This is a genomic window from Rhodopirellula islandica (assembly GCF_001027925.1).
GTDB lineage: Bacteria > Planctomycetota > Planctomycetia > Pirellulales > Pirellulaceae > Rhodopirellula > Rhodopirellula islandica.
On record NZ_LECT01000005.1, the window covers coordinates 1 to 13,490 of the forward strand.

Consider the following 13,490-nt stretch of genomic DNA (forward strand, 5'->3'; position numbering starts at 1 on the left):
CGCGAACCGGAGGAGCATTCGGCGGCAATCATCGCCCCGGATGGGGCCGGCGTTCTTAGCTCGGGGCGGAAGCCCCGAGACCGATGACGAAACCCAAGAAACCGCCCCGGACGGGGCTGGCGTGGGGCTTGCCGCGTGGGCCTCGCTGACGCGTCGGGTTTCCATTTCGGCAGGCTTGGAAGCCCATCGTACGGGGCGCGAACCGGGGATCGTTCGGCGACGGAACGGCAAACATCTGTCGTCGCTCTGCGACTTGGGGTTTGTCTCCGGTTGATCGAACAACCGCGGAGCGGTGACAGTTGTCAGCCTCGGGTTTTCAACCCGAGGTCTCGAGCGTTACCCCACACGCTCGGCAAGCCGCGGAGCGGCGACAGGCGAGCTGGGATGGATTGAAAAAGTGAAATTGGAAATTGTAAATTGATAAATCCGGGTGGTTGGGGCGGTGACGAGACGCGAACCGGAGGAGCGTTCGGCGGCAATCATCGCCCCGGATGGGGCCGGCGTTCTTAGCTCGGGGCGGAAGCCCCGAGACCGATGACGAAACATGAGAGGCCGCCCCGGACGGGGCCGGCGTGGGGCTTGCCGCGTGGGCCTCGCTCACGCGTCGGGCTACCAAGGCCTTTCGATTCTTTCAGCGGCCTACAGTCTGGCGAGCCGTTTTTCTGCGTCGCCGAAGTCATCGAGTTCGACTCCCATGCGATCCATGATCGACAGGTACATGCTGCACAGTTTGCGGTCGTCGTCGGATTCTTCGAGGTAATCCAGGACGCGTCCGGTTTCCAAATTGCCTGACAACCCACCGGTCAGCAGCACGGGCAGTTTGCTGGAATCGTGAGCGTTGCCTGACCACATGCTGGACAGGAACAGCAGGCATGAATGGTCCAGCACGGTGGCGTCCCCTTCCGGCATCGCGTCCAGTTTTCCAGCCAAGTACGCGTATTGGCTGCAGTAGTACCGCGAGATTCGCTCGTAGGCATCGGAGCGATCGCTGTGCGAGGCGGAGTGGTGCGTCGATTTCACGTCCAGGAATGGGTAGAACAAACCGGACAAGTCACGGTTGAGCAGCAGCGTTGCCACACGGGCTTTGTCCGTTTGGAATCCCAACGCCACGATGTCGCACATCAATCGCATGTGCTCACGAATGTCCTCGGGCAAGCCATCGTCCGGGCGTTTCATCGCGTGGATCGGTTTGCCCTGATCTTTGGCGCGGTCGCTGGCTTTGGAGTGAGCCGCTCGCATCGATGCGGCGCGTCGCTCGACTTCGCGAACGCTGCTCAAAAACTCCTCCAGTTTGGCGCGGTCGGCAGAGCTGACTTGTCGACGCAGGGAGGCCGCGTCTTCGCCGACCCGGTCCAGAATGCTCTCGTTGCGACGACTGCCTTGATTGTCAAACAATGCATCGAAGGCGAGTGACGGGTAGACTTCCATGGGCACCGGCGACGTCGCGTTTTGCCACGAGATGTGCGAACTGTAAGCCATCGAGAAGTTGGTTTCGTGGTAACCCGTCACGGGCTGTTCGCAGCCGAGCACCAAGCTGGGGACCGCGGTTTGATCTTGGAAGTGGTTGGCCAGCATTTGGTCCATGCTGATGCCGCCGCGAAGCTCCGAGCCTTTTTTTAGCGAAGCTCCCGAGAGGATGTTGCCCGTTTGTCCCGGGTGAATACCAACGCCGGTTGCGTTCTCATTGAACAATCCGGTGATGAAATTCATCTTGTGTTTGAGCGGTTCCATGGGAGCCAGGCTCTTGCCCAGTTCCATGTCTGTGCCGGCACCTTTGGCCCACCAGTGATCGGCGTTGATCCCGCAGCCCATGAACAACGCCGCAAAACGCTGAGGGGTTTCGGCGGCATCGTTCCCAACCATCGTTTCGCGGCCCCAGACCGGGATCGATTCCAACCAAGGCAATGCCATGGCAACGCCGGCACCACGCAGCAGTGTTCGTCGGTTGACAGCAGGGTTCATGGGGAAGGTTCCGTTTCAGAGGAAGGGGCGGAGTCGACGGAGGCAAGTTGAACGCGTTTGTTGCGGAACGCGGGGCTGGTCACGATCGTTTCGATCATGGATGAAAAGCGGTGCTCGTTGGCTTGCAGATTCGATTTCATCTCGGCCACCAGGGATTCATCCGAAAGTTGCAGCGATCGTCCGAGAGCGTACGCCAGCAACTTGCGGCACAGGTGTTCGACAAAGTCGTCTTCGCGATCGCGGCGGATGTAATCTCGCAGACCTTGGATGCCGTCACCTTGGCCGCCATCAGGAAACACGACGCTGGCGTCGATCGAACGTCCACCCAGGTCGGCGTCTCGCATTTCACCGACGGGGCCGTAGCCTTCGAAGACCAGTCCCATCGAGTCGATTCGTTCGTGGCACCCGGCGCAGCTGGGGTGTTCGCGATGCCGCGCAAGGGCCTCGCGAATCGTCAGGTCGCCCAGTTTGGATTCGTCTTCGGGAAGCTCAGGGACTTCGGCCGGAGGAGCCGGGACGTGCTCGCCGAGCATGCGCTGCACGACCCAGTTGCCCCGCTGCACGGGGCTGGTTCTCAGACCCGGTGAATTGCGAGTCAGGAAGACTCCCATCGGTAGCAAGCCACCGCGTCCAAACTGGTTCGCGTTGGGAAGTTGAATCCAGCCATCGGTGGAGGCGGAGGCTTTCAACAGCGAGTCGAATTGCTGTTCCTCGACCCCGTAGTGCATCGCCAATTCGCGATTGACGAAGGTGTGATCTGCATACAACAAATCAAGCACCGATCCATCGCGTTCGATCACGTCGGTGAAGAAACGCAGGGGTTCTTCCAGCATGGATTGCCGTAGGTCGTCGGTGAACGTCGGGAACCGTTCTCGGTCAACGCCGTTGTGCTGGTCAAAGCGGCGGAAGTTCAACCAGTTGCCCATGAATTCGCGAAGGAAGCCTTGGCTGCGATCGTCCTGCAACATGCGGCGCGTCTGTTCGATCAGGACGCCAGGGTCTTGCAGCTGATCCTTCGACGCCAGCGCCATCAGCGTTTCATCCGGCATGCTTGACCATAGGAAGTAGCTCAAGCGATTGGCCAGCGAGAATGAGTCCAGCGGTTCAACGCCGGTGGGCAATTTGGGGTTGTCCTGGGCTGACGTGTTCGGGGCCGACGTGTTTGGGCCAGATTGGGCTGGACGGGATTGAGTTGGGTCGACGCGATAGCAGAAGTGCGGCGACATCAAGATTCGCACGATGCAGTCGCGAATGGATTCCTCGTGATCCAGTTCGCCTTCGGTTCGCAAGTATTGATAGAACGCGAGCAGTGAATCTTGGTCGGTTTGCTCGAGTGGGCGGCGGTAGGCTCGTTCAGCAAACTGCAGCATCGCTTCGAGTTGGACCGGTTCCGATTCTTCGCGAATTTTTTCGAGCGAACGGAAGGTTTTGGAGAGGTCGTCGAAGTAACGCCGAATCGCGGCCAAGGCCTTGGGGCTGGCCCCGACCCGTTCCGCTTTTTCGGCGTAGGTGTCGCGTAGGCCACGGACCTTTTCTTCGGCGATGCAGTCCTTGTCTTCAGCACGGTACCGGTCGAAAACTCGGTCTCGCATGAAAGCGGAGTCCGTGCGGTCAAACCAAATGAAGCCCGCATATTGACGCATCGGAGCGGAGGTGACGAAGTCCAGTTCCAGCCAGAGACGATCGAGCATTTCTCGCTGGGCATCCGTGAGCATCAAGTCGCAAAGCGGTTCGTCGTCGCGAAAGTACCCCATTTGGCTATGGAACCCGGCACTCAAGAAACGTCCCTTGAGCTTCTTCTCGTTCTTTTGATCCAGGTACACGCGAGCCCGCTCGGAGACCAAGAACTGATCCGGAAAGACGTTGCAGAATCGATCCAGCTCTTTTGCATAGGTCGCTTGTTCGGATTCCGATTCCGGGATCTGCATGGATGCGACGACGGCGTCCTTGGCGGGCAGGTCAAGCTGACTTGGGTCAAAGGTCTTCATCAACTCCGGCAGTGGCGGAAGTTGATCTGCTGCGAAGCGTCGTCGATTGGCAATGAATTGACGGTTCTTCCAAAGCACCAACGATTGCGAGCCCGAATTCATCTCGGGCGCGGTCAGGTTGGGCACGTCCGGGATCAACGCTTGGCGAAGCGACTCGATGAAGGTCGCCATGGTTTCACAATGTTGTCGGGCTTCTGAATCAGAAGCGTTCGATTGGGCAACTTCATGCCAAATCGTTCTCAAGGCGAAGATCGGGCCGATGGACGCTTGGTTCAGCTCGTTTGTTTCTTCGCTTTGCAACCGGTCTTCGTTCAGCAAGTTGCTCAACAGCTGACAGTAACGAACGCTGACGCCCTGTTGGGACGCCAGTTCCTCAAGTGAATGCTGTGTCGGCGATTGGTGGTGTTTCCAAACCACGAACAAGTGGTCCGAGACACGGGTGTTTTGTTGACGATAGAAATCGATGATGCGATTGACGCAAAACTTGTCGCGATCGGTTTCGGTGATCACGGGATGCGGTGCGAATTCGAGTCCTGCGGGCGTGATCGCCATGTGCTCGGAGACGCGTCGAGCCGCCTGCAGGTACTTCTTGAGCAGCGCGGGTGACATCGTCAGTGATTCACCAGAGTTGTCGAACCCGGCTTCGTTGGCGGGATCGATGGGGAAGTCGGCTGCGGGACGAATGTCGACGCCGGTGAGGTCACGGATGGTGCGGTCGTATTCTGCGCTGCTGAGTCGCCGCGCCAGCACCATCCCCGGGTCACCGCTGGTTCGCTTGGCTTCCGCTGCTTTCAGGGATTCGATCCAAGCGATCACCGCGTCTCGCTGCTCGGCGTTTGGTTGGATGTCCGAGTCTTCGGGTGGCATGTCACCCACTTCCAAGCGGTCCAAGACGACTGCCCAGTGGCGGAATCGTTTCACGACATCGTCGATGTTTTGGTCGACGCTGAGGTCCAGGTCGCCTTCGGCGGATTGGTCGTCGTGACACTGCAAGCAGTTCTGCTGCAGGAACGGTTGGACCGTGTCTTGGAACACAGTTTCCAGTGAGTCGGAGCCCACGGCGCTGACACAGAAATTGCCAACAAGAAGGGTCAGGGCGAATCGCATGAAATGCATGGCCGCGTCGTTGTAGGAGGGAACGCGAATCGGAGCATGAGGGGGCGGGGGGGACCGCGGCGGGTTCGGTCGAGGTTCGGCAACCAACGATCGAGCCGTCTATCATAACTCATTCCTTTCACGAGCGAGTGGGCAATCCAAGTGGGGGTTGAGATTTTGCAATCTTGGTCCCCTTCACCCATAATGAATGGTCTCTTCTGAGCCACTGGCGGTGCATCGCCGCTGTGTTGGTTACGCCCTTGCCTCATGATTCTCTTCCGCGAGCGATTTCAATGACCGCCGTTCCCACCAATGAAGGAAGCGAATCGGCGACCGTGTCGACGCGTCGCCAGCAACTCGAGCACCATCTGAAAACTTGTCCCACGGATCGCGAGGGGTACCTGGAACTGGCCACGATCTATCGCGAAGAACATCGTCCCTTGCAGGCGGCGAAAGTCTTGCGTCAGGCACATGAGTTGTTTCCGGACGACATGTCAATGTTGTGGGAATTGGAAGAAGCCCAATTGGCTCGGTCGGTCCAGCAGTTGGTGGAGGTGCGAGATTTGGCGACTCGGTTGGGGAATTCCTCCGCCGATCATGAGCTGGATCGTGCGACCACGGACTGGGCCAATTGTCGGCTGAAGGTTTGCCGGGCCCGACTCGCGCGGGATCCTTCGCTGACCTACCTGCACATGGTCCTGGGCGAAGCCCTGTACGACCTGGAACGATACGAGGAAGCGATGGAGGAGTTGGAACCGCTGGTGGATTCTGAAACCCATTCGCCCGGTGCCTACCTGTTGATGGGGCGTTGTCAGTTGTTGCTCAGTCAAGACATGGCGGCGATGAAGTCGCTGCGTCAGGCATCGATCCGGCGTGCGGTGGTCGGGCCTGCGAAAACTCGATCGGCGGCGCTCCGGTTGCTCATTGATTTGGCCGAGCGTCATGGTTTGCATGCCAGTTTGCAATTTTATCAACAATCTCTCCAGGCGATTTCATGAATCAAGCCATCGGTGACCCGGATCAAATTCGCCAGTTCGCATCTCAATTGGCTCGATTCGCGGAGGAGCTGCGGCAACGCGGGACAGGGCTGTCGGCTCAAATGAACCAGCTCGAACAAAGCTGGCGAGACGACCAGCAGAGAAAATTCAATCAAGAATTTCAGGATCAACTGCGGCAACTGCAGCGTTTGGTGCAGGCCACCGACGAGCATGTGCCCTATCTGATGCGGAAAGCAGATCAGTTGGACGCCTACCTGGGACGCTGATCCCGCGATCGCGTTTCCGTCGCTCTGCGACTGCGGGGCGGAGGCGTCGCGTGAGGGAACCGCGGAGCGGTGAAATTTGCCAGCCTCGGGTTTCAACCCGAGGTCTCGGGTGGCGTTCCCGAAACCGGACAGCCACGGCGTGGCGACAGGTGTTGGGAGCGCGTGTCCGGCTGTCGTCGCTCCGCGACTGGGATGATTGTCGGGCGTCGGCGGGCCTTGGGTTGAAACCCAAGGCTGGCGGCTTCCGTCGCTCCGCGACTGGGGTGCGTTTCGATGTCAAACCCATGCTCATTGGGCAGTCATCGCTCTGTGACTGTGGGGTGGAGGCGTCGCGTGAGGGAACCGCGGAGCGGTGGCAGTCGCTAGCCTCGGGTTTCAACCCGAGGTCTTGGATGGCGTTCCCGAACCAGGACAGCCAGGGAGTGGCGACAGGTGTTGGGAACGCGTGTCCGGCTGTCGTCGCTCCGCGACTGGGATGATTGTCGGGGGTCGGCGGGCCTTGGGTTGAAACCCAAGGCTGGCGGCTTCCGTCGCTCCGCGACTGGTTTGCTTTGCGATTAAAAAACAAGGGTTCTTGCAACGAGCGGTCGCAATGTCCACCCTAGGGAAGCGGGAAAGCAGAAATCTCACGCCCCATTCGTCCAAATGACCCTTCAGGCCACTTGGTGAATCGGTCGATACTTCCCGTCTGAACTTGCGATTCAACCTGATAGCGACCCCACTCTGATCAAAGGCACTTCCCAACGATGAGCCAGCACCCGAACTCGTTTCCAAAATTGCACAACGCTGCTTGGCCCGGAGTGGTCGGCAAGGGCGACGACGATGCCAACCCCATCATTCCCTTGGATGAAATGCTTGACCTGACCGCTGCGGCGGAAGTGGACGGGCGGAAATTCGACGGCGTCGATCTGTTTCTGTTCTCGCCTCACGTGTCCATCGACGCGGACGATGCGGAACTGGAAGCCTTGGCCGAAAAGGTTCGCAGCCGATCGCTGAACATCGGCACCGTGGTCGCTCCCGTTTGGGAACCCACCGGCGGCGGAAGCGCTGGCGGCAGTCCTGAAGAAGTCGAAGCGTTCTTGAAGCAAGTTCGCAAGGGCTGCGAGATCGGCAAGAAGTTGCGTGAACTCGGCGTCCGTCCGTATGGATGCATTCGCTTGGACAGCGCGATGGGTGTGGCGGATTGGGTCAAGGATCCTGAGGCCAACCAAAGCAAGATCGCCGACACGTTCAAAGCCGCATCGGATATCGCCGAAGAGTACGACGAACGCCTCGCCGCGGAAGGTGAAATCTGCTGGGGTGGCATGCAGTCTTGGAAGAAGATGGTTGACTTGCTTGAGCGAGTCGGTCATCCCGAGCGATTTGGTTTCCAAGCGGACATGGCTCACACGTTGCTGTACCTGCTTGGTTACAACGCACCGGAAGATGCGATTTTGCCGCAAGACTTTGATTGGGCCGACAAAGAGAAAAAGGCGGCGGCATTGAAAGAGTTGACGCATGCCTTGCGGCCATGGACGATCGACTTTCACGTCGCACAAAATGACGCGACCGTGCACGGCACTGGCAGCCACGACAAAACGGGACGGCACTGCTTGCCCAACGATCCCAACGGCAAATTGGACATCGCCACCGACGCGGGCCACTGGTTGCGTGACGAGCACGGGGACGTGTTGCAGACCTGCAAGCACATTTGCTGGGACGGGTGCATGTTCCCCAACGACGTCATGCACAAGCCTGAGACCTGGAACGAAATCCTGGCAGCGATGCTGAGCGTGCAAGACGCTCACGGCTGGAACGAGTGATTCGAGGTGGTCCCTCGCTCACGCGTCGGGTTGTGGTTTTTTCACGCGTCGGGTTGTGGTTTTTCGTGTGAATCACTTGATCAAGCGACGGCTTTCGCCACTCTGCCAAGAGTTTCATGTCGCTTGCGAAAATGGATTGTCTTCCTGCCGAACTAACTTTTGTGGCGGAAGGGCGTCTGCCCTCCATCTACATCAATCTCCTTCTTCCCCTCAATAACGAATGAAACCTCTGAACATTGGCCTGATCGGCTGCGGCTTCATGGGCCGAACGCACACCAACGGGTACCGCCAAGCTCCGCGTTTCTTTGACCTGGAATACCATCCCGTCTTGAAGGCCGTTTGCGCTCGCAACGAAGAGAAGGCCAAAGCCTTCGCGGAACAGCAGGGTTACGAGTCGGTGGAAACCGATTGGCGCAAACTGCTCGAACGCGATGACATCGACGCGGTTGACGTTTGCACGCCCAACAACTTGCACAAAGAGATCTCGATCGCCGCTGCCGAAGCCGGCAAGATGGTTCTGTGCGAAAAGCCCTTGGCGATGAACACCGCCGAAGGCATCGAAATGTGCGAAGCGGTTGAGAAGGCCGGCGTTCGCAACATGGTTTGGTACAACTATCGTCGTGTCCCCGCCGTGACGTTGGCCAAGCAATTGATTGACGAAGGTCGGCTTGGCAAGATCTTCCATTACCGTGCCAACTTCTTGCAGGACTGGACGATCAACGCCGACGTTCCTCAAGGCGGTGCGGCAACCTGGCGTTTGGATGCGGAAGCCGCTGGCAGCGGCGTGACCGGTGACTTGTTGGCTCACTGCATCGACACCGCTCTGTGGCTCAACGGCAGCATCCAAGATGTTTCGGCCATGACGGAAACGTTCGTCAAGGAACGGGTTCACGCGGAAACCGGCAAGAAGACTCCGGTCAAAATTGACGACGCGTGCTCCTTCCTTTGTCACTTTGACAATGGTTCGCTCGGGTTGTTCGAGTCGACTCGTTATGCTCGCGGTCACAAGGCGTTGAACACGTTGGAAATCAACGGTGAGTTCGGCTCCCTGCGTTGGGACCTGCACGACTTGCATCGCTTGGAATTCTTCGACCACAACGACGACAGCATTGTCCGCGGTTGGCGCAGCATCCATGTCAGTGATGGCGATCACCCTTACATGGCCAACTGGTGGGTTCCAGGGTTGCAGATCGGCTATGAGCACACCTTTGTGCACCAAGTGGCCGACTTCTTGAAGTCGTTGGAATCGGACCAGCCCGCTGCGCCGACTTTCCGCGATGCACTGGAAACCCAGCGTGTTTGCGATGCCGTGTTGGACAGTGCCGCGACCCGCAGCTGGAAAGACGTGAAGTGAATTCCGTCGACCTGGCTGGTTTAGCAGAGTTGTTTCCCGCCGATCGGTTTCGGACCGACTCAGCGGCTCAGGCGGCCTTCGAATCAGACGGGTTGCTCGCTTATACCGCTCGACCTCGCGGGGTGGTCTTTCCCGAGACCGCTGACGAGGTCGTTTCCGCGGTGCGTTGGTGTTACGAGCATCACGTGCCGGTGGTCGCTCGAGGCAGTGGCACGGGCCTCTCCGGAGGCGCGATGCCGCATCGCGACGGGATTGTGATTGCGCTGAATCGGCTGAACCGAATCTTGCACGTTGACCCCGTCGAACGAACCGCGACGGTCCAGTGCGGGGTGGTGAACCTCGCCGTTTCCCAAGCCGCTCGGCCGCATGGTTTGTACTTCGCGCCGGATCCTTCCAGCCAATCCGTGTGCACGATCGGTGGCAACATCGCGTTCAATTCCGGGGGTGCTCACTGCCTGAAATATGGCATGACCGCCGGGCACACCTTGGCGATGGATGTGGTGCTGGGCGATGGGACCGTGACCAGTATCGGTGGGTCGTCGTTGGAGCATGCTGGCCCGGACACCACAGGTTTCTTCTGTGGCAACGAAGGCATGCTGGGGATCGCTTTGCAAGCGACGTTGCGATTGCTGCCGTTGCCGGAAGTCTTTCACACCGTTTTGGTGGGGTACGACGACATCCGGGCGGCCGGGAATGCCGTCGGGGCGATCATCGCTGCGAATCTATTGCCGGGTGCGATGGAAATCATGGACGCGATGTCGATTCGCGCCGCCGAAGCCGCGGTGGCCTGTGGCTATCCCAAGAACGCCAACAGTGTGTTGATCGTGGAGCTGGAAGGTTCTGCGGAACGCGTCGCGATGGAAAGGGAAATTCTGGCCGACGTGATCGACAGCACTCACCCGTCCGCGGTCGAGATCGCTGCCAACGACGCCGAGCGACTGGCGATATGGAAAGGCCGCAAATCGGTGTTCTCAGCGGCGGGGCGATTGAGCCCTGACTTCCTGGTTCAGGATGGCGTTGTGCCGCGGCGGCGATTGGGAGAAGCCCTCGAGCGAATCGAGGCGATGAGCCGCGAATGTGGCGTGCCCGTTGCAAATGTTTTTCATGCGGGCGATGGCAACTTGCACCCGCTGATCATGTACGACGGGAAGATTCCCGGTGCCTTTGACAAGGCCAATGAGTTCGCTCATTCAATCCTTCGGTTGTGTATCGAAATGGGCGGTTCCATCACGGGCGAGCACGGCGTTGGAGTCGAGAAACGGGGTGTCTTCGCCGAGATGTTTGACGAACCCACGATTGATTTGATGCACCGCGTGCGAGCGGAAATGGACCCTCACGAGATTTGCAATCGAGGCAAGATGTTTCCGGATGCCGAGTCCCCTGCCCTGTCCACCTCCGGGTTGCATCCCTTGGAAAAAGCGGGAGTGATCTTCCGTGAGTGAATCCGAATCCACTTCCACATCTGCCATGCCAGCCAGCATCGAAGCTCCCGAATCCGTGAGTCACTGGGTCGAACTGATCCGCGATTGGAATGCTTCGTCGGCCGGGGAGCGTTTGATTCCGGTCGGTCGATGCAGCAAGCCTGGGTTGTCGCTTGCCAACCTTGGACAGGATTCTGGCTCGAAGATCGATTCACCAGCGAGTTCGCTGCGGCGAGTTTCCACGCGAAATTTGTCTGGGATCCTTCAGCACGACCCTTCCGAGTTCACTATCTCGGTCGCCTCAGGAACGCCGCTCAAAGAAGTCATCGCTGCGCTCGCGAAGCACGGTCAAACCCTGCCCTTCGATCCACCCCGAGCAGGAATGGGAGCGACGATTGGTGGCTGCGTCGCCTCGGGATGGAGCGGTCCCGGTCGCTGGCGATACGGAGGCCTACGCGACTTCATCTTGGCCGCTTCGTTCCTGGATGGATTGGGCAACGAAGTTCACACCGGCGCCCCTGTGGTCAAGAACGCAGCCGGGTTCGACTTTCCCAAGTTGATGGTCGGAAGCCTCGGTCGATTGGGGGTGTTGACGCGATTGACGTTCAAGGTCTTTCCCCAGTCCGTCGATCCGCAAACGTGGGCCGTCAAATGTGGCGACCTCGCCATGGCCACCCGGCACATGCAAACCTTGACCCGACTGCCGATTGAGTTGGACGCGATCGAGTTGTGCCAGCCCGGCATGACCGATCCAGAAGACTGGTGCATTGTATTGCGAGTGCCCGGACCGCCGTCGGTGGCGAAGTCCATCATGGATCGTGTACGGGAGACAGTGGGTCAGGCGGGGTCACTTGAGTTGTCGGAAGAGCATGCCCAAAAATCATGGTCGAAGTTGCTGGATGTCCCCGGAGAAGTGTCGGTTCGTATTCCGATCACGCCGCGGCAAATTGAAACGGCGGTTCAGTCGTTTCCCCAAGAGTTGACGCAACGAGGGTGGAAGATGCATTTCGGTCTGGCGGGCAATGTCATGTTCGTGACGGGGGCGGGTGACCTGACGGTGTTGGATGCTTGGTTGATGCAGCATTCCTTGGCTGGCTTGGTTCTCGACCCAGGCGAAACAAACCCACTTGGAACTCAGATCGGAATGTGGCGGCACGACGAAGTGGTCGTGCGCGTGTCTCGCGCGATCGATCCGCATCGATGCTTTGCACCGTTTCAGTTTGGCGAGCCAAAGCACACACAACGCACGGAGGCCTAATCGCCATGCAGCATGACATTCCCTTGGAAAGTTCTGGACCCAACGCGGATGCGATGGCGGAAGCCGTCAGCACCTGCATTCGTTGTGGTTTTTGCTTGTCGGCCTGTCCGACCTATGACGTGTTGCAACGTGAATCGGATTCGCCGCGGGGACGCATCATTCTGATGAAAGAGGTGTTGGAAGGTTCGATGTCGGCCGACGAAGCGGCGCCTCACCTGGACGCTTGTTTGGGTTGCTTGGCGTGTGAGCCCGCTTGTCCTTCCGGGGTGTCGTACCGACACCTGCTGAGTCCTTATCGTTCGCTCGTTCGAGAACGCATTTCTGTCGCTTGGCCACAAAGGTTGCAGCGCTGGTTGACTGCTCAAACGTTGCCTTACCCCAAGCGGTTTCGCTTCGCGGCGCGGATGGGATTGATAGGCAAAACGTTCTCTGCCTTGGTTCCATCGGTCCTGCGTCCGATGTTGGATTTGCTGCCAGAAACCTTGCCTGCTGCAAAGGAACTGCAGTCTCGTTACGCACCGCTGGGTGACCAAGTCGGCCGTGTCGCGTTGCTGGCCGGATGCGCCCAACAGGTCCTGGCACCTTCAATCAATGAAGCCACGATCCATGTGCTGCGGCACATTGGTTTGGAAGTGGTGGTGCCAACCGAACAGAGTTGCTGTGGTTCGCTGGCTTGGCATGTCGGCGACGGTGATCGAGCGGCCAAGTTCGCTCGCAACAACGTGCGTGCGTTTTCCAGTGACTCTCAGCCGATCGATGCGATTGTCACCAACGCCGCCGGTTGCGGATCGGGCATGCAAGAGTACGGCATGATCTTGCGTGGCACGGACATCGAGTCGCAGGCGATGGCATTGGCCAACACGGTGAAAGACGTTTCGGTGGTGGTGTGCGAGCATGCGGATCGGTTGCGTTTGCGACGGCCTGGGTTGGTTCACGAGGGCGAGGCCGTGGTGCGGGTGGCCTATCACGACGCGTGTCATCTGGCCAACGCCCAAGGCGTGCGAGTGCAACCACGTGAGTTGCTTCGCCGGGTCCCGGATGTGGAGCTGGTGGATGTTGCGGAGGCACACTTGTGTTGTGGCTCAGCGGGAACTTACAACTTGGATCAACCCGAAACCGCGGATGAACTTGGACGTCGGAAAGCCAAGGCGGTGATGGCGACGGGTGCCCCGATTGTGGTCAGTGGCAACATCGGTTGTTTGACGCAGTTGCAGACGCATCTGAATTCAATGGCGACCGAAGCTCATCCGGCCCCGCGGGTGATGCACACGATGGAATTCTTGAGTGCGTGCTTGGACGAGTCCCCGCTGAATTGAATCCCATTCTGATTCCCAAATAACCCCGAA

The 13,490-nt window shown here is 58.9% G+C and carries 10 protein-coding genes; 8 read left to right on the forward strand and 2 right to left on the reverse strand.

The features are described from left to right. On the forward strand, positions 1-274 hold a 274-nt coding region (locus RISK_RS32865; protein ID WP_236695930.1), incomplete at its 5' end, for a hypothetical protein. Positions 275-639: 365 nt separating this feature from the next. On the opposite strand, the gene RISK_RS01210 is transcribed toward RISK_RS32865, so the two are convergent. Both RISK_RS01210 and RISK_RS01215 read right to left on the reverse strand, forming a co-directional pair. Further along, entirely contained in the window at positions 640-1,962 is a 1,323-nt protein-coding gene (locus tag RISK_RS01210; RefSeq protein ID WP_047812437.1) for a DUF1552 domain-containing protein, read from the reverse strand. Further along, entirely contained in the window at positions 1,959-5,066 is a 3,108-nt protein-coding gene (locus RISK_RS01215; protein WP_053061015.1) for a DUF1592 domain-containing protein, read from the reverse strand. Before RISK_RS01215 ends, RISK_RS01210 begins: the two co-directional genes overlap by 4 nt. 272 nt (positions 5,067-5,338) lie before the next feature. Here RISK_RS01215 and RISK_RS01220 point away from each other — a divergent pair, with 272 nt between their 5' ends. From RISK_RS01220 to RISK_RS01250, 7 genes are all read left to right on the forward strand, one after another. Beyond that, positions 5,339-6,043, forward strand: a complete 705-nt coding sequence (locus tag RISK_RS01220; protein ID WP_047812438.1) for a tetratricopeptide repeat protein — start codon at positions 5,339-5,341, stop codon at positions 6,041-6,043. Then, the gene (locus tag RISK_RS01225) at positions 6,040-6,309 is read left to right on the forward strand and encodes a WXG100 family type VII secretion target (protein WP_007326182.1); all 270 of its coding nucleotides are present in this window, start codon (positions 6,040-6,042) and stop codon (positions 6,307-6,309) included. Before RISK_RS01220 ends, RISK_RS01225 begins: the two co-directional genes overlap by 4 nt. A gap of 746 nt (positions 6,310-7,055) precedes the next feature. Beyond that, entirely contained in the window at positions 7,056-8,111 is a 1,056-nt protein-coding gene (locus RISK_RS01230; protein ID WP_047812439.1) for a sugar phosphate isomerase/epimerase family protein, read from the forward strand. A gap of 220 nt (positions 8,112-8,331) precedes the next feature. Further along, positions 8,332-9,465 (forward strand): Gfo/Idh/MocA family protein, encoded by a 1,134-nt coding sequence (locus RISK_RS01235; RefSeq protein ID WP_047812440.1) that lies wholly within the window; start codon positions 8,332-8,334, stop codon positions 9,463-9,465. Next, positions 9,462-10,907 carry an FAD-binding oxidoreductase gene (locus tag RISK_RS01240; RefSeq protein WP_047812441.1) on the forward strand — a complete coding sequence of 482 codons (1,446 nt, stop codon included), beginning with the start codon at positions 9,462-9,464 and terminating at the stop codon, positions 10,905-10,907. Before RISK_RS01235 ends, RISK_RS01240 begins: the two co-directional genes overlap by 4 nt. Next, entirely contained in the window at positions 10,900-12,144 is a 1,245-nt protein-coding gene (locus tag RISK_RS01245) for an FAD-binding oxidoreductase (RefSeq protein WP_047812442.1), read from the forward strand. The genes RISK_RS01240 and RISK_RS01245 overlap by 8 nt, the downstream gene beginning before the upstream one ends. A gap of 5 nt (positions 12,145-12,149) precedes the next feature. Next, positions 12,150-13,460 (forward strand): (Fe-S)-binding protein, encoded by a 1,311-nt coding sequence (locus RISK_RS01250; RefSeq protein WP_047812443.1) that lies wholly within the window; start codon positions 12,150-12,152, stop codon positions 13,458-13,460. Positions 13,461-13,490: the final 30 nt, after the last annotated feature.